The 24377-nt window shown below is 48.4% G+C and carries 15 protein-coding genes; 5 read left to right on the top strand and 10 right to left on the bottom strand.

Translation table 11 applies throughout. From position 1 onward, the window contains the following. Nucleotides 1-63 precede the first annotated feature (63 nt). The 4 genes from A7Z29_RS23480 to A7Z29_RS11020 all read right to left on the bottom strand — a co-directional run bounded on the left by A7Z29_RS23480 (nucleotide 64) and on the right by A7Z29_RS11020 (nucleotide 9687). Nucleotides 64-6129, bottom strand: a complete 6066-nt coding sequence (locus A7Z29_RS23480; protein WP_198599423.1) for a BigA/YdbA N-terminal beta-barrel domain-containing protein — start codon at nucleotides 6127-6129, stop codon at nucleotides 64-66. A gap of 405 nt (nucleotides 6130-6534) precedes the next feature. Next, entirely contained in the window at nucleotides 6535-6858 is a 324-nt protein-coding gene (locus tag A7Z29_RS11030; RefSeq protein ID WP_000831643.1) for a YdbL family probable chaperone protein, read from the bottom strand. Nucleotides 6859-6865: 7 nt separating this feature from the next. Continuing rightward, on the bottom strand, nucleotides 6866-7051 hold the full coding sequence (locus tag A7Z29_RS11025) for a YnbE family lipoprotein (protein WP_000706311.1): 186 nt from the start codon (nucleotides 7049-7051) through the stop codon (nucleotides 6866-6868). Beyond that, nucleotides 7048-9687, bottom strand: a complete 2640-nt coding sequence (locus A7Z29_RS11020) for a YdbH family protein (RefSeq protein WP_105290227.1) — start codon at nucleotides 9685-9687, stop codon at nucleotides 7048-7050. Before A7Z29_RS11020 ends, A7Z29_RS11025 begins: the two co-directional genes overlap by 4 nt. A gap of 207 nt (nucleotides 9688-9894) precedes the next feature. On the opposite strand from A7Z29_RS11020, the gene ldhA reads away from it, so the two are divergent. Together ldhA and hslJ are read left to right on the top strand one after the other, a co-directional pair. After that, a complete protein-coding gene (ldhA, locus tag A7Z29_RS11015) occupies nucleotides 9895-10884 on the top strand; it encodes a D-lactate dehydrogenase (RefSeq protein WP_000762235.1) in 990 nt (329 codons plus the stop codon). A gap of 156 nt (nucleotides 10885-11040) precedes the next feature. Further along, nucleotides 11041-11463, top strand: coding sequence for a heat shock protein HslJ (hslJ, locus tag A7Z29_RS11010; RefSeq protein WP_010348254.1), 423 nt, complete (start codon nucleotides 11041-11043; stop codon nucleotides 11461-11463). Here the strand turns inward: hslJ and A7Z29_RS11005 are convergent. Further along, nucleotides 11460-11726, bottom strand: a complete 267-nt coding sequence (locus A7Z29_RS11005) for a putative hemolysin (protein ID WP_001200698.1) — start codon at nucleotides 11724-11726, stop codon at nucleotides 11460-11462. The genes hslJ and A7Z29_RS11005 overlap by 4 nt on opposite strands. 273 nt (nucleotides 11727-11999) lie before the next feature. Here A7Z29_RS11005 and nifJ point away from each other — a divergent pair, with 273 nt between their 5' ends. The 3 genes from nifJ (at nucleotide 12000) to uspF (ending at nucleotide 17599) form a co-directional block, all read left to right on the top strand. Then, nucleotides 12000-15524, top strand: coding sequence for a pyruvate:ferredoxin (flavodoxin) oxidoreductase (gene nifJ / locus A7Z29_RS11000; RefSeq protein ID WP_105290226.1), 3525 nt, complete (start codon nucleotides 12000-12002; stop codon nucleotides 15522-15524). Between the two features lie 366 nt (nucleotides 15525-15890). After that, nucleotides 15891-17024: a porin OmpN gene (gene ompN, locus A7Z29_RS10995; RefSeq protein WP_000836968.1), complete on the top strand. Its 1134-nt coding sequence runs from the start codon at nucleotides 15891-15893 to the stop codon at nucleotides 17022-17024. Nucleotides 17025-17164: 140 nt separating this feature from the next. After that, nucleotides 17165-17599 carry a universal stress protein UspF gene (gene uspF / locus A7Z29_RS10990; RefSeq protein WP_001082294.1) on the top strand — a complete coding sequence of 145 codons (435 nt, stop codon included), beginning with the start codon at nucleotides 17165-17167 and terminating at the stop codon, nucleotides 17597-17599. Between the two features lie 975 nt (nucleotides 17600-18574). On the opposite strand, the gene A7Z29_RS10985 is transcribed toward uspF, so the two are convergent. The 5 genes from A7Z29_RS10985 to A7Z29_RS10965 are packed head-to-tail and all read right to left on the bottom strand — an operon-like array spanning nucleotide 18575 to nucleotide 24349. Next, entirely contained in the window at nucleotides 18575-19180 is a 606-nt protein-coding gene (locus A7Z29_RS10985) for a tail fiber assembly protein (protein WP_105290225.1), read from the bottom strand. Continuing rightward, nucleotides 19177-20580 (bottom strand): prophage tail fiber N-terminal domain-containing protein, encoded by a 1404-nt coding sequence (locus tag A7Z29_RS10980; RefSeq protein ID WP_105290224.1) that lies wholly within the window; start codon nucleotides 20578-20580, stop codon nucleotides 19177-19179. The genes A7Z29_RS10985 and A7Z29_RS10980 overlap by 4 nt, the downstream gene beginning before the upstream one ends. Nucleotides 20581-20624: 44 nt before the next feature. Further along, nucleotides 20625-21665: a tail fiber domain-containing protein gene (locus A7Z29_RS10975; RefSeq protein ID WP_105290223.1), complete on the bottom strand. Its 1041-nt coding sequence runs from the start codon at nucleotides 21663-21665 to the stop codon at nucleotides 20625-20627. Between the two features lie 9 nt (nucleotides 21666-21674). After that, nucleotides 21675-21956 (bottom strand): hypothetical protein, encoded by a 282-nt coding sequence (locus A7Z29_RS10970; RefSeq protein ID WP_105290222.1) that lies wholly within the window; start codon nucleotides 21954-21956, stop codon nucleotides 21675-21677. Next, complete coding sequence (locus A7Z29_RS10965; protein WP_105290221.1) at nucleotides 21953-24349, bottom strand: prophage tail fiber N-terminal domain-containing protein; 2397 nt, start codon at nucleotides 24347-24349, stop codon at nucleotides 21953-21955. The genes A7Z29_RS10970 and A7Z29_RS10965 overlap by 4 nt, the downstream gene beginning before the upstream one ends. Nucleotides 24350-24377: the final 28 nt, after the last annotated feature.

Below are 24377 nucleotides of genomic sequence, written 5' to 3'. Positions count from 1 at the left end.
TGATAACAATAAAAAAACCGCAACCTGTATCAGCGTTGCGGTTTTTGTGTCGCAGATTAAAAATCAGAACGTTTTCTTAAAGTTCAGCATCACGCCTTTATCGCTGATGCCGTCCTCTTTCCAGTGGTAAGCGTCCAGATGCAGCGAACTTTCTTTGCTGCTGTACTTCACGCCAACGCTTGCCAGGCTATTGATACCGCCGCCCTTCTGCCCGTCGTCAACATTAAAGTACTGGCTGCCAGCTCCGGCAAGACTTGCTGTACGCTGGCTCTTCGCATAACTCAGGTTTGGGCCACCTTCCAGCGTCGCGTTCGCGCTCCAGCCGTCTTTACCTGCGTAGTCCAGTTTCAGGCCAACGATGCCGTCCACCGCCGTTTCGCTGCCGCTGTTCATATTCAGGTTAAAGTCACCGGCGTTGCGTTCCTGATAACCGCCTTCCAGCGTGTGGCGCAGTTTCACTCCGGCATACGGCGTTATTTTCAACCCTTCGCGTGGTTCAAAGGTTTTCGCCCCTTCGCTGCGGAACTCCAGGTACTGCTGTTTCACGTTGGTATCGGCTGTTTTACTGACGTCGCCGTAGGCTACGGCACGGCTGCTGTCGAGGTTATGAACATCATAACGCAGGGCGTTATTCCAGCTCATCCCGTTTTCGAACGCCATCTGGTGCTTCAGTCCAAAGAACTGGCTGTAGCCGCCGGTTACGCCGTTGTCCCCTGCCGTGTCAGAACCGTTACCATCCAGACGGGCGATCCCATACTCCAGGCTCAGGCTCTGGCTTTCACTCAGGTCGAGAGTTTTACGCAGCGCCAACATGTCATATTGCGTGTCGTTGCCCAGTTCCGCGCGCGGATCGCCTTTTGCCACCACGTTGAACGCCAGACCGTTGCCCACCTTCGGTGCGGCATCCGCCAGCATACTGAAGCGGTTGCTTAACACCCGTGCTTCACGGAATACGGTGGTCGCCTGACTGCCGCTGATTTGCTTAAGCGCACTGTTAAGCTCCGCCGTGGTGCCTACGTTCAGACTGGTGTATAGCTCGTTATTGGTGTAACCCGCGTCCAGCGCCTGCGCAACATCATTCACCGAGGCATCGGTAGTCACATCGGTATAAGCGTTTTTGTTCATGGTGACGTCAACGTTACCGCTGGCATCGGTGCTACCCTGCGCATTCCACACCACAGAGGTGGAGGTGATGGCATCAGCATCCGTCAGGTTACTGCCCTGCACCACGTTATCGAAGGTGACTGTAGTGTCTGCTGTGCCTGCGGCGAAGCCGGTGTTGATTTCCACGCCGCTCATGCTGGCATTGTTTACTTTCAGCTTACCGGCGCTACCATCAGCGTTGGTTCCCACAACGTAGCCGTTGAGGCTGTTGGTGCCGCTCTCTTCGCCCGTTGTATTATCAACAAACGATGTCACCGTGGTATTCGGCACATCCGGCAACGTGTAATCGCCGTAATGGACTTCGGTGGAGTTACCGTTGTTACCGTTAATACCTTCCACGTTCACGCTGTCGCCCTGTTTGATCAGGCCTGACCCGGTTACGCCATCGGCGATCACTACCGTACCGTTGTTGACTACGTGGCCATTCGTCCCCAGCATACTGAACGCATAAGAATCATTGGCATAGATATTAATGGTGCCATTGTTCTCAATAACTGCGTCCGCCGTGGCATTGGCATCCAGTTGCATACCAATCAGGCCGGTATCGGTCGTGCCTTCCGTTCCCAGATTAATAATGCCCTTATTGACCAGTTGCGCGTTATTATTCCCTTCCATCGCCACGGTATTATTGCCGCTGATGTTCATGGTGCCGTCATTCTGCGCGACATAGTTGGTGTGCGTGAATTTCACGGCGCTGGCGTTATCATGATCGAAATTAATCTCACCTTCACTCATGTTCCAGAAGAACGCGTCCGTAGCTGCGGCGTTACTGGCGCTGACAACGACTGATTTGGCGGTTGAATCTACTTTACCATTGTTAATAAAGCGCCCGTTACCCCCCCAAATATTGACTGCGCCGTTGTGGGAGGAGTTCGTCAGTGACATATGCCCGGTGTTGTAGAGTGTGCCAGACTGGTTGATGTGAACGGCGTTTTTGTTGTTATCGAGAATAAATTCGCCGTGGTTGTTAAAAACGGCATTGTTATCGATTTCCAGCATCCCGGCATTACTGTCTTCGCTGCTGTTGCCCAGAATCCAGGTGCCGTCGTTATTCACCACTGCATTATTGGTTAATTTAGAACCATGTTTTACAATGCCGTCTTTTTGGTTATTGAAGATGCCGTTCTGTTGGTCGATGCGACTGGTGACGGTGCCACTGTTGTTAAAGACGCCTGCTTTCTGCACCAGTTTATTAATCGTGCCGTTATTGTTCACCTGCGAAGTATTTTTGCCAGCATACATTGTTATCTGGCCAGAAACCGTGCCATCGTTATTCAGCGTGCCGCCATCAATATCGATATTGCTCAGTGTGCCCGCGTTATCGACCTCGCCACCTTCGTTCAGTTTTATCAGGTTATTGATAATTCCTGTTGCGGTATTTTCCAGTTCACCGTTCAGCACCGTCACCACTGGGCCAGAAATCGTACCGGAGTTGATGACGCTGCCTGGCGTGGTGTTAGTAATCACCACAGACTGAGCGAAATTCGTTGACTGCCCTTCGGTGCTGAGCGTGTCTCCCCCGGTGTAGACCAGGCTAACTGCCGGATCGGTCGGGTTATACTCACTGGAATTTTCACAAACGCCCAGCGTGCAAATGGTACCGTAATTAATAATGGTGCCTGAACCGTCGGTATAAAAAGCCTGGCCGACACCGGTATTAATATTAATCACGCCGGTCTTGTCGTTAATCGCCACGCCACTGCCAATCGCGCCCATCGCAAATAGCTGGTTATCCTGCTGCTTAGTGACGTTTTCATCCGCCGTCAGGTTAATGGTGCCCTGGTTTACCGCTGTACCGCCATTAAGTGCTAGCATACCAAAACCTTCATTCTTGACGTTGATGGTTCCGGTATTTAGCCCGGTAGCATCAGCCCAACCGGCGTCGGTTGAGCCTATCAGCATACCACCGCCCATCAAGTAAACAGTATCAGTTTGCCAATAAGTTTCACTGGTGATATCGCCGTTCTCATCCATAGTCGGAATAAAGCTATCGACGTTTATTTCTCCGTCATTGCTGGCGGTACCTTTTGATGCAGAAACCCCATAGGTTCCTGCGCCGTGCAGATTGATTGTCGCGCCACTTTGGTTTTCGGCTTCCCCATAACCGCTTGCGAGCACCGCGTAGTAGGTTCTGTTAAGCCATCCCAGGGGATAAGCGCCTTCTCCCCCTCCACCAACCGGAGAGAGCGTAGATGTCAGATTAATTACCCCACCTGAGGCATTGGATGCGAAGCTATCTTGCCCGTTAGAGCGCATTACTGCTGTTTTACCATCACTCGAACTGTCTGTTCCGGTTTTAACATTCATTGTTCCAGTATTGACGATCCTGGCACCGCTAACAGCAGTCATGATTTCTTTCGCCGCCGAGGCGTTAATGATTCCTTTATTCTCTGCACTCGAACCAATACCATTCGCCGAAATGATCGAGTTATGACCAAAAAAATTGGAGTCGCGAACCGGACTGAAAATATCCGTAACGGAGTTTTCATCAATTATAACCTGACCGCCTCCCGTAACATAAAAAAGCGACACTGTACTGCGCACTGCGGTAACATCCAGAACAGAATGCCCACTGATATTAACCGTACTCTTACCAGAGACATTAATACCATTAATAACATGACCGCCGGTATCCCCTGTTATATTTATACCGCCATTCAGATTAATGACATTATCATCCCCAATAACAACCACACCATCCAGTTCAGGCTGTTCGTCGTGTGCAGCACCAAATAAAGGAGAGTAGGCTTCAATATTTAAATTACCGCTTAAATTAACCGTGTTATTTTCACCGGTAACAATTAAACCGTTAAGATGTTCATCGGATGTCGTCGGCGATGTGCTCATATCTGAGGCCAGATTGATGTCACCCTCCAGCGTTACCTGGCTATCATTTCCGGCAATACTTATGCCCGTCGCCCCCTGGAAATTACCGCTGTCATCCCGCTCATGCGTGACATTTATATCGCCACGCAGAGACACCAGTTCACGATCGCCAACGAGGGAAACACCAATGGCATTTTGCGAAACATTAAGTTCACCGATGTTACCGAACTGCTCATCATCACCTTCGATCAGTACACCAACAGAATCTTTGTCGATAACGGTGATTTTACCAGTATTGCCAATTTTGGCATTTTTACCTTTTATATCAATACCATGCGAGGAACCACTGACGTAAAGATCGCCGTTCTGAAGAATGCTTACATCATCACCCATAACTCGCGTTCCGACGGTATTTTTACCATCTACGGACATATCACCGGAAATTTCAAGATTGTTGCCGTTGCCAGATAAATTTACGCCCGTCGCATTTTCGCCCGCAATGCTCAGCTCATACGTTGTCAGCGTGATGCTGTTATCGTTGCCGTTTACTTCCAGACCCGTAGTGGCGTCGTTAACAGACATCTTGCCTGAAAGTGAAACACTACCTTCGTTACCGGCAACTTTAATTCCTGTACCGCTATTGTTAGTGGTGATATCCCCCACGTTGACAAAGGTTGCATTATCGCCATCGATCAGTACACCGAATGGATTACCTTCGTGCCCCTTATCACCAACAGTAATATCACCAATGTTCATGAACGTGGCGTCACTGCCATCCAGCAATACGCCGATGGATTTATCATCCACCACGGTAATATTGCCTTTGTTACTGACAATGGTGCCATTCCCCGTAACGTCAATACCGTGTGCAGCGCCACTGACGTAAAGATCGCCTTCCTGCCTGATAAGTGCGTCATTACCAACAATTTTGGTCGCCGCCGAGTTTTCGCCATCGACGGTCATATTCCCTTTATTATCGATAGCGGCATCGTCACCGTTAATCAGACTACCTGTACCGCCGTTGGTAAATATGGCGTCGCCCTGGGTATTAATCGTCGAGTTGTTGCCGTTAACAATAACGGCTGTACCGCCATCCACTTCGGTTTCGCCATTGTTATTGATGGTGATGTCATCACCAGTCAGGATGCCCACCACGGAACCTTCGCCAATCGCAGTGGTTTTCCCGTCATTGTTCAGAACAATATTATCGCCTTCCACGGTCATTACCGTACCGCCATTCAGCGCAGTGTTGCCGCCCAGGTCGGTAATAATGGCGTCACTCACTTTGATATCGTTGCCTGTTGTTCCATCAACCACCACGCCGGCTTCTTTGGTGATGTGGATTTTGCCTTCGTCGTCGTAGCTCCAGATGATTCCGCCCGCTTTGTTAACGCCTTCGAAGACTGCCGTGTTGCTGTCTTCATTTACTTTCCACTGCTTAACGATTGTCTGGCGACCATCTTTTGCCGTCAGGGTATAGCTGCCATCCGCATTCTCGGTGTAGGTAAAGGTTGCATTACGGATCTGCACCGTTTTTTCAGCTTGATCCCAGGTAACGTTGTTGTTGTATTTGATCGGATCCGGTTTGTCATCCGGCGGTACTGGCGTGTCTCCGCCATCGTCTGGCGGTACTGGTGTGTCTCCGCCATCGTCCGGCGGTACTGGTGTGTCTCCGCCATCGTCCGGCGGTACTGGTGTGTCTCCGCCATCGTCCGGCGGTACTGGCGTGTCTCCGCCATCGTCTGGCGGTACTGGCGTGTCTCCGCCATCGTCTGGCGGTACTGGTGTGTCTCCGCCATCATCCGGTGGTACTGGTGTATTACCGCCATCATCCGGCACCGGAGACGGATCGTCGTGATGATTATTATCATCGTGTAGGGCATAGACCGCGACACCAGTTACTACCGCCGCCAGACCAGCGGCGGCCCAGGGTAAAACGGCACTGTCTTTAAGATCTCTACATTCTGCAGGTAAATGTTCAAGCTGTTCTTTATTTAATATTTGAATATTTGCCGGACATGATATTTTGCTGGATTTCCGTGTTTCGTCTGCTGACTCGGTTGTAGTGGTATCCGCAGCCCATGTCTGGCTACTTAACGCCATCGCAACACATACAGACAACAATTTTTTCCTTTGCATATATAACTCCTTAAAAAATAGTTCCCGCGTAACAAACTACGCAAAACGTAAAAACAGAAAGCACTAAATGCCTGCAACGAAACATTCATTAAATAATAGTTATGTTATTTGTATGGTGAATATTAAGTCGAAGCAGTTTAAAAACCACATCAGAGCATTTATTAAATTATATTCTGCGAGCAAGTCATTTCAAACAATAATTAAAAACAGGCGAGAAAAAGACATTAATAATCCATTTACATCATGAATAGATTATTGGCTCACATCCACACAAATGATGAATTGTAATTAACAGACGAGATAATAAGAGAATATATAAGCAGATCAGTTAATAAGACTTGCCTGGCTAAAAACACAAAGAATCATATAAACATATGTAATAAACATGTTGTTGTGAAATATAATTTATTTTCGCAACCATATACCATTAATCCCCTGTACATATTCACCCGGCTTCGCACGCGCGACAAGTTTTTGCCCTGCCAGTTTCGCTATCTCATCTGTGGATACATTATTCTGTTTTGCCAGTTGCTGGTAACTACGATTACGAGCTTCATTAATATCTCTTACCAATGCCTGTGTTTCAGCATCCGTTTCCAGCGCCACCAGGTAACCATTAAGCGTTTCACCGACCCGCCCCTGACTTCTGGCTTCATTCAGAGTTAATGCCATCGCACTGCTACTCATCAGGCCAATAATCCACACTATTATGAGTAATGTTCTTTTCATCATGACCTCAAAAAAGATCGCTACGAGTTTTAAGCAGGTCTTCAACATCTTTGTCCGCTTTGATGATGATCTCATGCTCAATTTTAACGTTCATATTAATGGTGATTGGCTCCTTCGGCGCAGCCACCTCTATGCGCGGAGTGCAACCAACCAACATAAAAGAGGACGCGAGCGCGGCTATCACTATTTTCATTGTTTTTCCTCACATTCTTTTCCTGACGGGCAGTCATTTTCCGGGATACGGGCATTCTGTTCCAGCCACGCCTGGAGATTATCGCCAAAGCGTAAACTGCGCCATAACGTAAAAATATTCTCTTCGTGACTGTAATTAAGATTCACAGTGCCTGTTTTGCCATCAACCCGACTATTACCGCTAATCGTTGCCTGCATGGTTAACACACCGAGATTATCTAAATTAATTTTTGTCGATGAACGATTAATTTCCATATAGCGCAACCAGTTGATGGCGGTTCCAGCGGTCATATTGTCTTTTGCTACTGCATCCGCAGTGTCTTTATCCAGACGTAAGGTCATTGGCCCGCTATTTGCCAGCCAACCGTCTTTCACTATCCATTTTTCATTGTTTAGCCATAACGGCAGTGCACCACTAAATGCCCCGGACATGGCGAATTGTTTCGGATTGACGGCGCTAACCAGTTCGCTGGATGAGAGATTATTCAGCCGCAACAGCGCCGGGTCATGTTGCGGCATACGTAATTGTTTCATCAGCACGTTACCGCCTAACACATCAACACTCACATTGGTCAGTAGCAAGGGTTCGTCTTCGGTCCACGGATAACGCCCTTGCAAATCAGCCGTAATATTTTTCGCTGTCACCAGATTAATCACTTCGGCAATTCGCAACGTAACGGGGCCGCGAGTCCCCAGATGCCAGGCTCCATCGGCAAAACGGAAAGGCAGGACAAAATCGACACCGTTAACCTGATTATCTGGCATCCAGGCACTGCCACCTTTTAATACGCCATGCCCCCCCGCACGGAAGCCTTGATCAGGCGCAGCGGAAAAGGCTACCTGAGCATACAGCTCGCCATCGCGTAGGTTCATCTTCCAGTCAGGTGGCACCAGCGGCTGGAATACAGTCAGTGATTGTTTAGGCCACCAGGCGTTACCGCGCAGACGAATACCGTCCCAGCGACCATTTACCCGAACCGGACCAATCTCGCCAGCATGTAAATCGCCTTTGAAGAGGAAATAAGTTGGTTCGCGCCCTTCAACACTAAATTTTAAGGTTGATGGCGGTAACACGCTGCCCCCCGTGAAAAGCGTTTGCCCTGCATCCAGCGAAAGCGCACCACTAAAAGACGGATTCTGCGTGTCGCGTACCCAGACAACAGGTTTCTCAAGAATTAAGCGCGGCTTTTCTACCGTCATCGTGCCATATTGCAACTGGTCGAAACCGGTCGAAAGATCGGTAAGCGTAATCGTGCTGTCATGCCACTCACCTTTTCCTGCGACATCCCAGGTGGCGTTCATCGGGGTAAAACTGCCTTTTCCCCAGTAACGCCACTGCCAGCGTCCTGCATCAGGGAGAAAATCATTCGCCTGACCATCCATATGCAGCACAAAGTCGCCCAGTTCATTTTCATGTGCCTGCAAAATGGCCTGTAAACGCCCGCCAATACCACGTTGGGTGACTTTTACTCCCGCTAAAGGCCAGCGAATTTCATCGATGTCTAGTGAATCGATGACTCTTCCCTTTGAACGTAATAACGCGCCAGGTTCAAAGGCCAGCGTTGGGTCAGCCAGACTTCCGCTTAGCTGCGCCGGTAAGCGAGCATATAAAATAAGATCCGCCTGTTTCGCTTCACCGGTCAGTTGCAGTGGCATCTGACTGTTATCCATGCTTAATTTTCCTGGGCCAAAATTAAGCACCGCATTGCCCTTACCTGCTTGCCCCTGGGTCAGCACACTCAGTCGACCACTAACCAATGCGTTCTCAAGCCCGGCCTGCCAGTTATCGACTTTGACACCCAATCGCCCACTAAGGGGAAAACCTTCATATGGCCAGCTCCAGCGACCATCACTGACAGTCAATTGCTGACGGGTAATTTCCCACGGTAAATCGAGCAACGGATCGCCGGTATCTCGTGCCATCACAATCAATTGCCCGCTATTTTCCTGCCACTCGAGTTCAGCATCCACCAGCGACGGTTCCTGCGGCAAATTCAACGTCGCGGTAGCATGACCACTTACAGGAAGCCCATCCGGCACTAGCGGCAGAGTAAATTCCCCCACCAGTTTTACCGGCGGCTGATTTTCAAACGCGGCAACATCCAGTTCGCTGACTGTAAATTGTTGCCCTTTAAGCAGGCCTTGAAATTTAACTTTTTCGCCCTGATAACGCAGTTGCTGGATATCAGAGGTTAATGCGAGAGAGAGTTTTCCCTGCCATTCCTGCCAGGGAGAAAAAATCAGTTTATCGATATTGATCCAGGTGTTAGGCAACATGGCCTGCCACTGCGCGAGGGTTTTCGGGGCGGCTGGAGATTGCTCTGTCTGCGGCAATTTCGCCAGGCAAGCAGAATCAAGTTCTACCGTGCCAACGTTCAATAACCAGCGGCTGGGATGTGAAAGGCTGGCGTTGGTGATATGCGCAAGCTGACAATCTCCCACCAGATAACGGAGATCGGGAATGATTAAACCTTTACGCGTAATGCGTGGGCTTTCATCTAATGCAATACGTGTCCCGAGCGGTAGCCAGATGCCCGCCAGCGTGGGAACCCACAATCCGAGCGTCATTAGCAACGTCAACGGCACAAGAATAATCAGTAATAGCAGCGCGAGAACAGCTTTATATTTACCCAACATGGGTAGTTAATATCCTGATTTAGCGAAAAATTAAGCATTCAATACGGGTATTGTGGCATGTTTAACCGTTCAGTTGAAGGTTGCGCCTACACTAAGCATAGTTGTTGATGAATTTTTCAATATGGTCATAGCTTTCAATTATATTTTAAATTTTGTAAAATATTTTTAGTATCTTAAATGTGATTCAACATCACTGGAGAAAGTCTCATGAAACTCGCCGTTTATAGCACAAAACAGTACGACAAGAAGTACCTGCAACAGGTGAACGAGTCCTTTGGCTTTGAGCTGGAATTTTTTGACTTTCTGCTGACGGAAAAAACCGCCAAAACCGCCAATGGCTGCGAAGCGGTATGTATTTTCGTAAATGATGACGGCAGCCGCCCGGTGCTGGAAGAGCTGAAAAAGCACGGCGTTAAATATATCGCCCTGCGCTGTGCCGGTTTCAATAACGTCGATCTTGATGCGGCAAAAGAACTTGGGCTGAAAGTAGTCCGGGTTCCAGCCTACGATCCGGAAGCCGTCGCTGAACACGCTATCGGTATGATGATGACGCTGAACCGCCGTATTCACCGCGCGTACCAGCGTACCCGTGACGCCAACTTCTCTCTGGAAGGTCTGACTGGCTTTACCATGTATGGCAAAACAGCGGGCGTTATCGGCACCGGTAAGATCGGTGTGGCGATGCTGCGCATTCTGAAAGGTTTTGGTATGCGTCTGCTTGCGTTCGATCCGTACCCAAGTGCGGCGGCGCTGGAACTTGGTGTGGAGTATGTCGATCTGCCGACCCTGTTCTCTGAATCAGACGTTATCTCCCTGCACTGCCCACTGACGCCGGAGAACTACCACCTGCTGAATGAGGCAGCGTTTGAACAGATGAAAAACGGCGTAATGATCGTCAACACCAGTCGTGGCGCATTGATTGATTCTCAGGCGGCAATTGAAGCTCTGAAAAACCAGAAAATTGGCTCGCTGGGGATGGACGTGTATGAAAACGAACGCGATCTGTTCTTTGAAGATAAATCCAACGACGTGATCCAGGATGACGTATTCCGTCGTCTGTCTGCCTGCCATAACGTGCTGTTTACCGGACACCAGGCATTCCTGACGGCAGAAGCTCTGACCAGTATTTCCCAGACCACGCTGCAAAACTTAAGCAATCTGGAAAAAGGCGAACCCTGCCCGAACGAACTGGTTTAATCTTGCTGCTCCCCTGCAAGTCAGGGGAGCTTATTCAGATAATCCCCAAAGATCTTTCATCCTCTATTCTTAAAATATGTTTTGCAGGACGGATAAGACGCGTCGCGTTGCATTCGGCAGTCAGCACCTGATTTATACCTTAAGTTGAGAACCAAAATGAAGAAAGTAGCCGCGCTTGTTGCGTTAAGCCTGCTGATGGCGGGATGTGTAAGTAATGACAAAATTGCTGTGACGCCAGAACAATTACAGCATCACCGCTTTGTGCTGGAAAGTGTCAACGGTCAACCTGTTACCAGCGATAAAAACCCGCCAGAAATCAGCTTTGGTGAAAAGATGATGATTTCCGGCAAAATGTGCAACCGCTTTAGCGGCGAGGGTAAACTTTCTGGCGGTGAACTGAAAGTTAAAGGGCTGGCAATGACCCGCATGATGTGTGCCACTCCTCAGCTTAATGAACTCGATCACACCATCAGCGAAATGCTGAAAGAAGGTGCGCAAGTCGATCTGACTGCGAACCAGTTAACGCTGGCCACCGCGAAACAGACATTAACCTATAAGCTGGCGGATTTAATGAATTAATAGCTGCCACAGCTTCCGGCGGCAAGTGACTGTTCGCTACAGCGTTTGCCGTTGGGTAATGCACACATGCCAATAGCCGTTCCGTCTAGCTGGCGGGCAACGGATAGCGAACCACCAATCATCGCGCAATTCGCTTCACCGCTACTGGACATGGACGCTTTTAAACCAGGCGCCACATGCGCCGCAGTTGCCTGCTGAACTGGTTCACTACTACACGCCGATAACAATAAAGCGGCACACCCGACCCACAACGCTGCTCGCATCTTTACTTCCTCTAATCTTTAAACCAAACGACACCGCCGTAAATAATAGGCAGCACAGACGACTACGTCGAGAACAACTATGTGTGTTGCAACGCATTGTTACTTTTTTATCGCTATTTTTTTGTCCACTGTTTGATCAAAACATTCATTACGCAGATATGAGGGACACAAAAGCGAAAATGCAACAGAAGGCCATTTGCTAAAATTGAGAGATAACTACTGGGCGCGCAGCTTTTTCGTGTGCCCCTCATTTGCGCAATGTAAGGGTGTCGTATGATCACAATTGACGGTAATGGCGCGGTAGCTTCGGTGGCATTTCGCACCAGTGAAGTTATCGCCATCTACCCTATTACCCCAAGTTCCACGATGGCGGAACAGGCCGATGCCTGGGCCGGAAACGGCTTGAAAAACGTGTGGGGAGATACGCCTCGTGTGGTTGAAATGCAGTCAGAAGCTGGTGCTATCGCGACCGTGCACGGCGCGTTGCAAACGGGTGCTCTCTCGACATCGTTTACATCATCGCAGGGTTTACTGCTGATGATTCCGACGTTGTACAAACTGGCGGGCGAACTGACGCCGTTTGTACTGCATGTAGCAGCGCGTACCGTCGCTACTCATGCACTCTCTATTTTTGGCGATCATTCAGATGTGATGGCCGTGCGCCAAACCGGTTGCGCCATGTTGTGTGCAGCAAACGTTCAGGAAGCGCAGGACTTCGCCCTCATTTCGCATATCGCGACACTAAAAAGCCGTGTGCCGTTTATTCATTTTTTTGATGGTTTCCGCACGTCCCACGAGATCAACAAAATTGTTCCACTGGCTGACGACACGATTCTTGAACTGATGCCGCAGGCAGAAATTGATGCCCACCGCGCCCGCGCGCTGAACCCGGAACATCCGGTGATTCGCGGTACATCCGCCAATCCTGATACTTACTTCCAGTCTCGTGAAGCTACTAACCCGTGGTACAACGCAGTTTACGACCATGTTGAACAGGCGATGAATGATTTCGCCGCCGCTACGGGTCGTCAGTATCAGCCTTTTGAATACTACGGGCATCCACAAGCAGAACGGGTGATTATCCTGATGGGATCTGCCATCGGTACTTGTGAAGAAGTGGTTGATGAGTTACTTACCCGTGGCGAAAAAGTCGGGGTGCTGAAAGTTCGACTATACCGCCCATTCTCCGCCAAACATTTACTGCAAACATTGCCAGACTCTGTGCGAACTGTCGCGGTGCTGGATCGCACCAAAGAACCGGGCGCCCAGGCAGAACCACTGTATCTGGACGTAATGACCGCGCTGGCGGAAGCCTTTAATAATGGCGAGCGTGAAACACTGCCACGCGTCATTGGCGGGCGCTATGGCTTATCGTCCAAAGAGTTTGGCCCGGATTGCGTGCTGGCAGTATTTGCCGAACTTAACACAGCCAAACCAAAACCCCGTTTTACCGTCGGTATTTACGATGATGTAACCAATCTGTCGCTACCATTGCCAGAAAATACCCTGCCAAACTCCGCGAAGCTGGAAGCCCTGTTTTATGGTCTGGGCAGTGATGGCAGCGTTTCCGCGACCAAAAATAATATCAAGATTATTGGTAACTCCACGCCGTGGTATGCACAGGGTTATTTTGTTTACGACTCCAAAAAAGCCGGTGGTCTGACAGTTTCTCACCTGCGCGTGAGCGAACATCCAATTCGTTCTGCATATCTGATTCCCCAGGCTGATTTTGTTGGCTGCCACCAGTTGCAGTTTATCGACAAATATCAGATGGCAGAACGTCTGAAACCCGGCGGCATTTTCCTGCTTAACACCCCGTACAGTGCCGATGACGTCTGGTCGCGGTTACCGCAAGAAGTGCAGGCAGTACTGAATCAGAAAAAAGCACGCTTTTATGTCATTAACGCAGCGAAAATCGCGCGTGAATGTGGACTGGCGGCTCGTATTAACACCGTAATGCAGATGGCGTTTTTCCACCTGACGCAAATTCTGCCTGGCGACAGCACCCTGGCCGAGTTGCAGGGGGCGATTGCCAAAAGCTACAGCAGCAAAGGCCAGGATCTGGTGGAACGTAACTGGCAGGCACTGGCGCTGGCGCGAGAATCCGTAGAAGAAGTTCCGTTGCAGCCGGTCAATCCACATAGTGCGAATCGACCGCCGGTGGTTTCCGATGCTGCCCCTGATTTCGTTAAAACCGTTACCGCTGCAATGCTCGCCGGACTGGGCGATGCCCTCCCCGTTTCGGCGCTGCCGCCAGACGGCACATGGCCGATGGGAACCACGCGCTGGGAAAAACGCAATATCGCCGAAGAGATCCCTATCTGGAAAGAGGAACTCTGTACCCAATGTAACCATTGCGTCGCCGCTTGCCCACATTCAGCTATTCGCGCAAAAGTGGTGCCGCCCGAAGCAATGGAAAACGCCCCTGCCAGCCTGCATTCACTGGATGTAAAATCGCGCGATATGCGCGGGCAGAAATATGTGTTGCAGGTCGCACCGGAAGATTGCACCGGCTGTAATTTGTGTGTTGAAGTTTGCCCGGCGAAAGACCGCCAGAATCCAGAGATCAAAGCCATCAATATGATGTCGCGTCTGGAACATGTGGAAGAAGAGAAAATCAATTACGACTTCTTCCTCAACCTGCCGGAAATTGACCGCAGCAAACTGGAACGTATTGATATTCGGACTTCGCAGTTAATCACACCGCTGTTTGAATATTCTGGTGCTTGTTCCGGTTGTGGCGAAACGCCATATATCAAATTGCTGACTCAACTCTATGGCGACCGGATGTTAATCGCTAACGCCACGGGCTGTTCGTCAATTTACGGCGGTAATCTGCCGTCCACACCGTATACCACTGATGCCAACGGTCGAGGCCCAGCATGGGCGAACTCACTGTTTGAAGATAACGCCGAATTTGGCCTGGGCTTCCGCCTGACGGTCGATCAGCATCGTGTCCGCGTGTTGCGTCTGCTGGATCAGTTTGCTGATAAAATTCCTGCGGAGTTACTGGCAGCGTTGAAATCAGATGCCACGCCAGACGTTCGTCGCGAACAGGTTGCCACGCTGCGCCAGCATCTCAAAGATGTGAGTGAAGCTCATGAACTACTACGCGACGCTGATGCGCTGGTGGAAAAATCAATCTGGCTGATAGGTGGCGATGGCTGGGCTTACGATATCGGCTTCGGAGGTCTGGATCATGTATTAAGCCTGACGGAAAACGTCAACATTCTGGTGCTGGACACGCAATGCTATTCCAATACCGGTGGTCAGGCGTCAAAAGCCACGCCGCTCGGCGCGGTGACTAAGTTTGGCGAACACGGTAAACGCAAAGCGCGTAAAGACCTCGGCGTCAGTATGATGATGTACGGTCATGTTTATGTGGCGCAGATTTCTCTCGGCGCGCAGTTGAACCAGACGGTAAAAGCAATTCAGGAAGCGGAAGCCTATCCTGGGCCGTCGCTGATCATTGCTTACAGTCCATGTGAAGAGCACGGTTATGACCTGGCATTGAGTCACGACCAGATGCGCCAACTCACCGCAACCGGCTTCTGGCCGCTGTATCGCTTTGATCCACGTCGTGCTGATGAAGGCAAACTGCCACTGGCGCTGGATTCACGTCCGCCATCAGAGGCTCTGGAAGAGACATTGCTCCATGAGCAACGTTTCCGCCGTCTGAATTCGCAACAGCCAGAAGTGGCGGAACAGTTATGGAAAGATGCCGCAGCCGATCTGCAAAAACGCTATGACTTCCTCGCACAAATGGCAGGAAAAACGGATAAAAGTGGCACCGAGTAGCGTCGTCGGATAAGGATTATCCAGAACGAAAAAAAAGCCCGAATGAAAGTTCGGGCTTGTCTTTTTATTTGTTGGGAAAGAAATAACTATAGCAATGACCCAACAACAAATAATATCTGTGACAATAAAGGCATATAACCCACGCAGAATAACGCATCATTTTTTAAAAGTATAATTTTTATTTTGTATGTATAACCATCAAATCATTCACCAAACCAATCATCATTTCTCAGGAATTATTTGATTAAGGTTTTACTTAAGGCGTAACAAATGACATTTATCGGCTAATGGAACTTTTCCTTTAGGATGTTTTCACTTCCCAAACGGGGAGAAAAAGGCAAATAAAATAACTAAAGGATTTTTTCAATGAAAAGCAAAATACTGGCACTCTTAATCCCTGCCCTGCTCGCCGCAGGTGCTGTACATGCAGCAGAAATTTATAATAAAGACGGCAATAAATTAGATCTTTATGGCAAAGTTGATGGCCTACATTATTTTTCTGATAGTTCTGCAAAAGATGGCGATCAGAGCTATGCACGTCTTGGATTTAAAGGCGAAACACAAATTAACGATCAACTCACTGGCTATGGTCAGTGGGAATACAATATTCAGGCAAACAATACTGAATCCTCAAAAAACCAGTCCTGGACTCGTCTGGCATTCGCCGGATTGAAGTTTGCAAATTACGGTTCTTTCGATTACGGACGTAATTACGGTGTAATGTACGACGTAGAGGGCTGGACCGATATGCTGCCAGAATTTGGCGGTGACTCCTACACCAATGCAGACAACTTTATGACCGGTCGTGCTAATGGCGTAGCGACATATCGTAATACTGATTTCTTCGACCTGGTTAATGGTCTGAACTTCGCAGTGCAGTATCAGGGTAATAACGAAGGTGCAAACAACGGTCAGGAAGGCACCAACAACGGACGTGATGTTCGTCATGAAAACGGCGACGGCTGGGGGCTTTCCACAACCTACGATTTAGGTATGGGCTTTAGCGCGGGCGCGGCATACACCTCCTCAGACCGCACCAATGATCAGGTCAACCATACTGCGGCAGGTGGCGATAAAGCCGATGCCTGGACTGCCGGATTAAAATATGATGCTAACAACATTTATCTGGCAACCATGTATTCCGAAACGCGTAATATGACACCATTTGGCAACAGCGATTACGCCGTTGCGAACAAGACCCAGAACTTTGAAGTCACTGCCCAATATCAGTTTGACTTTGGTCTGCGACCGGCAGTGTCTTTCCTGATGTCTAAAGGGCGTGACCTGAATGCTGCCGGTGGTGCTGATAATCCGGCCGGTGTTGACGATAAAGATCTGGTCAAATACGCCGACGTTGGCGCGACATATTATTTCAACAAAAATATGTCTACCTATGTTGATTATAAAATTAACTTGTTGGATGAAGATGACAGCTTCTACGCTGCCAACGGTATCTCTACCGATGATATTGTCGCTTTAGGTCTGGTTTATCAGTTCTAATCCTGCCTGCCCGCCTCTCTGGCGGGCTTTTTCTACTTATTGAATCCTGCTTAATCTAAATTAAAAATGTGAACTCCGTCATTATACAAAAGACCTCATCTGGCGTTACACTTTATGCGGATACTAAAACAGGAGGTTTTATGAACAGAACGATTCTTGTCCCTATCGATATTTCCGATTCAGAATTAACTCAACGCGTGATTAGTCACGTTGAGGCCGAGGCAAAGATTGATGATGCAGAGGTTCATTTCCTGACGGTAATACCTTCGCTGCCCTACTATGCCTCTCTGGGTTTAGCGTATTCCGCAGAATTGCCGGCAATGGATGACCTGAAAGCGGAAGCTAAATCGCAACTGGAAGAGATAATTAAAAAATTCAAACTGCCGACTGACAGAGTGCATGTTCATGTTGAAGAAGGTTCGCCAAAAGACCGCATTCTGGAAATGGCGAAAAAGATCCCTGCTCATATGATCATCATTGCCTCCCATCGACCGGATATCACCACCTACCTGCTCGGCTCTAACGCCGCCGCCGTCGTGCGTCATGCAGAGTGCTCCGTGCTGGTCGTGCGCTAAAAACTAACGCCCGCACGTCGCTGCGGGCTTTTTGATTCATTTCGCAAATGTGCTGACATTTTCCCCTCTAATCCGTACCATACACGCCACAGTTTTTATATCAGATTTCTTATGCTGGACATTCCGGCATGACGCATACTCTTCTGATGCCATATAACGAATTGAGTCGCTTTTAAATGTCGCAAAATCAAGAAATTAGTAAGAAAGAACAATACAACCTGAACAAGTAAGGGAAAAAATCACAACCATCTGACACATAAGTATTTTATTTGTTTTTCAATGTGTTAAGTTGAATCAGCGACTACAACAAGCCACGATAACCAACTCTTTTTTTGCCCCATTTCTGCCCCTTTTGCAGCGTTTTGCCCCATTTTTGCCACCATAAAAATCCTAAAAATACTCAATTCGTGAACTGCAGATTGCACCTCTGAATACTTTCCAATAGAATCCATTCCGGCTGGAAATTATTCAATATTCGCACTATCGAAAGTTAACCAGCCGACCGCAGCACGTTCTTGCATACGACGTGTCTGCGGTTTTTTTACATCTGCAAAACTGCACAAGACTCTTTTCATCCCGACCTTGTTTTAGGCCAAATTTTCACCCCGTCTTGTGTATTTATCTCATAAGCATGACTGATAAACATTTCTACAATAAATGGTGACAGGGGATTTATTTTATCGCGCTATCGGTAAACTCACCTGTCAGACACAACATCCACTCTGTACGCCTGGTACTCGTTGTGTCTTTAATTGAAATATCCCGTTTGTCAGTATGTTTGTTCAGAATTATTATGTTACCCCGTCTTTGTGTAGAGTCCTGTTATCCATGCTTCAGGCCTCGTTATCACGTACTGGAGACGGGGTTTTTTTACTATTCAGCAGAAGTCCGCTATTTTTCTTGCTCTAACTGACTACTAATTGGGCTTTAATAAATGGCGATTTGGTATTTCCGGCACAATGAAAGATGGGATTTTTACAACGCACCGGATAGCTCACCCACAATAAGAGGTTTGTCGGGAAATCTCACAGGTAATTCAGATGTGTCCGTCGCTTCAACTTTTTGGGCATACAACATCCACTCCCTGAGTAATTTTTTATCAGCTTCGCTGATAATCCCAAGTGACAGCCACGTTTGCCACAGCTGTGTTTTTTCCATTATCTCCTGAAGTAATTTTTGCTTCTCCCGTTCAGCGTCACGAATTTTCGCCGCCCTTTCGGCCTCGTCGTCTTTTATCCATTTCGCACCATCCCATCGATGGAATTCCCCCTCTGGCGGTAAAGTGGTGACATCATCCGGCAAAGCCCCCGGACGGGAAATGCACAATGTCTTCCCGGTGGCTGTGTCATATACCGTTTTCCCACGGTGATCTTCAACAACTTCCCACTGTTGCTGTGCATCGTTGAAAACGGCAACCAGGCCGGGGCCAGCCTCTGGCGGTTCGATAAGCGTGCAGTTCGCCGGTAATCCTGTATTCGGCGGAATATAAACATCTCCTGCGCCTATATACTCTTTTGTATCAGCCCGTAAGTTATAAATTTTCAGTGTCCGGGATTCCGGACTCATTTTGAAATTTGTCATGCCAGTCTCACAATGAAGTTAAACGCGATATTTTTAACTGTATTTTCTGCATTACCCGTCTCATCAACTGTGACATCATGACCATGCTCGCCCAGTGCCACGGTATGAATATGCGAGCCGATATAAACCACATGCACATGCTCGCCTCCGCTGCTGGTTGTTATATCCGCTATATATCCTGGCGTGTCCCACTTTGTTCCTCCGTTCCTCGTTGTTGAACCTGTCCAGACTCCGTTGGTAATGTGATTATGCAATCCTCCATGCTCTGTACTTTTAGAGCCATAATCAAAGGAACTTGTCTCCCTGGCCCCCAAATCCGTCGGTAATACCTTTGCCGTATGCCCGTGCCGCTTAACACCATCCTCTTCGTAAGACAGTACTGCGCGCCCGTCTGGTTTGCCTTTTATTGTCCACCCTCGCATATCAGGTATTACACCTGACGGAAATACAGCTGCCAGTTGTGGATACACAGATTTATCGAATGGCTGCCCCTGCATTATTGCAAACCCCTCCGGGGGAATATCCGCTGGCCATGCAAAAGCTATCCCTGCCGGATAAGTACCGACAGATTTCAGTTCATCGACCGCTTTTCTGGCACTGTCACTGTACTCTTTTGCATCCTCTGAACTTTTCCTGGATTCGTCGGCAAAGCGACCGGCTTCGTTTCTTAACTGCGTTGTCAGCTGTGCATTCCGCTCCACAGACTGCGCTGCATCCGTTACTGTCAGGGTATTCTGATGCACCTGGCTGGCATTCTGCGCAACTTCTGATGCCAGACGCTCGACATGCTGTACGTTCTGATAAACATCGCCTGCATTCTGTCGAATATCTGTCGCCAGGATTCCCACCTGCTTTTCAGTTTGTGCAGCATCCGAAGCGTGCTGTCCGGCATTTTGCGCGCATCCCGCAGCGATTTCGGCATTCTTCCGTGATTGTTCTTTAAATTCCTCCGCCTTATTGGTATTGTCCAGAGCCGCTGATGCTGCATTTTTTGCAGCATCAGCAGCTGCTTCTGCTTTCTCCCTGTCACTGCTCACCTGTTCAGAGAGACGGTTGACTGCATCTGCAATTTCCTCAAAACGCTTCACCACATCCGGCTTCAGGTCGTCTTCCCCAAGGGCGGTCAGAAAGTCGTTCAGCGTGCCGGGGCTTGAGTCGTCGTATACAGCAATGTCACCGACACCATATTCACGCACATCGTACCAGTCCTGTTTTAAATAAACCCTGTACTTTCCGGGTTCAATATTAAACGAATATTCACCAGCTTCATTAGTTAGTATATCAAACGATGTTTTCTGTAATACGGAATGCGTGTTTATTTTCGATTTTATTATTATATGACAATGAGGCATCGGGCGCCCAGAACCATCCAATAATTCACCAGATATTAAAACTGACACTTTATACTCCAGAATACTATAGTAGGACACACGATCCCTTAATACTATTTAGACGTAAGCGCCGCCTCAATTGCAGATAATCTTTGTTTTAATTCTGCATTTTCTTCTTCCAGTACTGTTATTCTGTCGTCTGACTCTCTGGCTACCTGAACAAGCAAACCAGTAATACCTGAATAATCTACTGTGTAATAACGTTCTCCTTCTTCACCTTCCGATCCGCTTGCACCGTCCTGATACTTCATCATAGTTCCTACGGCTTCGGGGATGGCTTCCAGGGCTTCTTGTGCAATAACACCAGCATAAGGCATACCGTTTTCTTTAAGCGTGTATGTATAGCCGTTCATTTTACGGATGCGGTCGATTGCACTATCGATCACCTGAATGTTGTCTTTCAGATCCCGGTCTGAGCCTTGATTAAATGCACTTGCATTGCACGCACCGTTAACCGTCAATTCGTAGGTATTGCTGGTAGTTTTCTGTGCATAAAACATATACAGAGCACCATCTACGCCAACTTCATAAACAACCGGACGGCCAGAGTTGCCCCATAGTCGCGTTGTTACGCCAGCGTGAGCGGTTCCCTGTGTGTTTAATGTCATGGTCGACCCATGATTAGCATATTTGATCTGTAAGGAGTCGGTGTAATCAAATTTAATAAGCGCGTTACTTCCACGCCTGCCGTATGACATAAGGCAGTTACCCATTTTGAGGTATCCGCTATCACCGGGAAAAATCATCGTACCGCCATAAAGGTTGGTAAAGTCCCAGCAAATGTTTGTCCCGTTATCGTTCAGGTTAAGGCGCGCCATTGCGTTCCCTGGGCTGTCTATCCATTTTTTAAGGTATAGTTCGCAATACGCATCCTCAACACCTGCCGTCCTGTGAGTTGAGCGAAGTTTTCGCCCAAATATAGCCCCGCTAGTTGGCAATACCTGCTGATACCATGCAGCAGACCAGTCACCAACGGTTTCATTTTTGCTGTCTACATATGATTTTGTTGCGTAGCTTCCTTGTTCGTTTTTTAATTTGCTAACATCGGATTTTAGCGTTTTGATGTCATCAGGAATTACTGTCGATGTAGCCATTATTCTTCCTCACATCCAGCCACGAAGTTGATGCTCAACAGCAACCACGTATTCATCGAATATTGACGGTGTTTTCACATCATTAATGATGCGCACGTTTACAAAATATCCGTCTTCCTTAACACATACCGGTTCGCCATCTTCATTCAGTTCTCCGGTTTCTTTGTACACGTTACCTACCACGTCAATAAGAATATCATCCTGCATCGACTCGTCATCATAATAGCCAGTGCTATCCATAAAGGCCGAAAAATCGGCCCTGTCGGCAAATTTAAGTGTTAAATCTTTCATTTAATGCTCTCCCCCATTTGCGCATCAGTTAATTCTTTATGCCAGAGACGAAGATTTCTCAAATGGCCGAATAAATGACGTGTCCCTGATGTGGCTTGACCTCCTATTCGAATAAAGGTCCGCGTTTTTACGCCCGTCCATTCCGTTTTCATAGTTTTAGTAGCCTCACCGTTAGAAACTACTCGTTTAGTACCATCAGAATAAATATTAAAACCACCAATGAATTTTCGAACATCAGTTCGACCAGTAAACAAACTAGAAACGTAAGTACTTGTCGACGCTTTATAAGTTTGCATATAAAGCTGACCGTAATATTTCTCGGTTGTGTTAAAAGCGTATGTAATTGACTCAATAGGCGGCACACCAGAAAAATCAAAAATACGCGGTGCTACATTAGGGGGGATATCGCCCCAATTCCTGTTAACCTCGACCAAACAAGTAAGCGGTCTATTATAAATGTTGTTTTCGGTCGGGATCGTAACCATATCACTCGCACGAGTCACCGCCGTCGTTCCTGATATAATAAAAGATGATACACAAGGCCCATTTTCTACTTGTGGGGTGGCCAGATAAATATAGTCACCAGATACGGTTGCCCCGCCCTGCTTAGGAGAATACTGTATCTGGGAACCTATTTTTAACTCCCCATCAATTGCCTGAATTGTTGCCTCTGCAAAAATCCATCCGGTAGCTTCGTCCTTTCTGACTCTCGCTGTAATCCTTGAGGCAGCGCCGCCTGTCATATTAATTTCAAGCGTTTGTGTATCAATATACGCATCACCAAGAAAAGTTGTTGCGCTACCGTCATATTTATCAAACCGGATACGCAACCTTACCTGCAGTTCTGTTTTAAAACGACATGATGTTGTCACGTACTTATTATCGCCTGAGACATCAACTGACTTTGTTGCAGCAATTGATGCCATATTAATGGCTGAGGTTTGCCCAATCAGAGAATCGTTGCAGACAAACTTTCCATAGGTAAAACCAAAACTATCCGTCCCGGTTTCGGGAACATCCATATTTGACGATCGCCCCCAACTGGCAGGGTTTTCCGAATTGAGCATGTAGTTTGTTCTTTGCCCCTCAATAAGCAGACCATCACGTTCAAATCGTGGCTCGTCAATGGCAGCCTCTGTCAGCACACCAGATTTATTAATATAGGTTGCTTTCGACGCTCGTTTAAATTTAACAATCTTGTCGCCAGGCATCGTTATTTCATCGTCACCAATAACAATTCTTTTATATGATGGCGAAAAGCCCGTAATCATATCCAGTGAATCGTTAAATGGTATCCACACATCGGGAAGCGGCTGTAAGACATATTTATACGGCTCCGCAGCCTGGCTTGCGTACTCTCTGGCTGCATCTTCGCTTGCTTTAGCTGCCGTCTGGCTTGCTGCCGATGCTTTCGCTGAGTTCGCAGCCGCTGTTTCGCTCACCTTTGCGTTGGTTTCACTGGTTTTTGCTGCTTTTTGACTGTTAGCTGATGCAGTGGCAGAAGCAGCCGCCGCGCTTGCAGAACCAGCTGCAGCACTCTCGCTTTCGGCTGCTGCATCCTGACTGCTTTTCGCCGCAGTTTCGCTGGCTTTGGCATTCGTTTCGCTGGTCTTCGCTGCCGTCTGGCTGGACTTTGCGTTAGTTTCGCTCGCCTTCGCAGCTTTCTGGCTGTTAGCCGCAGCAGTTGCTGATCCAGCTGCTGAAGTCGCAGAACCGGCTGCTGCGCTCTCGCTTTCAGCTGCTGCAGCCTGGCTGTTTTTCGCCGCAGTTTCGCTGGCTTTGGCATTTGTTTCGCTGGTCTTTGCTGCCGTCTGGCTGGACTTTGCGTTGGTTTCGCTCGTCTTCGCTGCTGTCTCGCTGTTTTTCGCGTTGGTTTCTGATTTTTTGGCTGCTGTCGCGGAGTTTGCCGATGCAGTCTGTGAGGCCGCTGCCGCCTGTGCGCTGTTAGCTGCATTCGTTTCTGAGCTTTTCGCCGCGTTCTTCGATGATGCCGCAGCAGCTTCGGATTTCTTTGCCGCCGCTGCGCTCTGAGAGGCGGCTTCAGCGTTGCGTGCCGCTTCTTCCACCATTGCCTCAAAACGACGCAATGCCTCCGGCATGACATCATCTTCCGTCATGGCACCGAGAAAATCATTCAGCGTACCTGGTCTGGAACCTTCATAGACGGTAATGGTCCCGGCATGTGAAGGCGGAAAACCTTCAACCAGCAGGGTGACGCTGTACTGGCCATACTCAACATCCATGCTGTAACGCCCGGCTTCATCCGGATTTTCAGAGGCCACCGTGTTCACCAGTACCGTGGTGCTGTTACGCTTTGCTTTGAGCTGAATAGTGCAGTTCTGTATTGGTTTTCCTGCACCGTCTTTCAGCACGCCTGAAATCTGTACTGCCATATTCACTCCACAAATAAAAAAGGCGCCA

It is taken from the genome of Escherichia sp. MOD1-EC6842 (assembly GCF_002965705.1).
GTDB classification, from domain to species: domain Bacteria; phylum Pseudomonadota; class Gammaproteobacteria; order Enterobacterales; family Enterobacteriaceae; genus Escherichia; species Escherichia ruysiae.
Note: the sequence above shows the minus strand (reverse complement) of the source record. Positions and strands in the feature narration are given on the sequence as shown.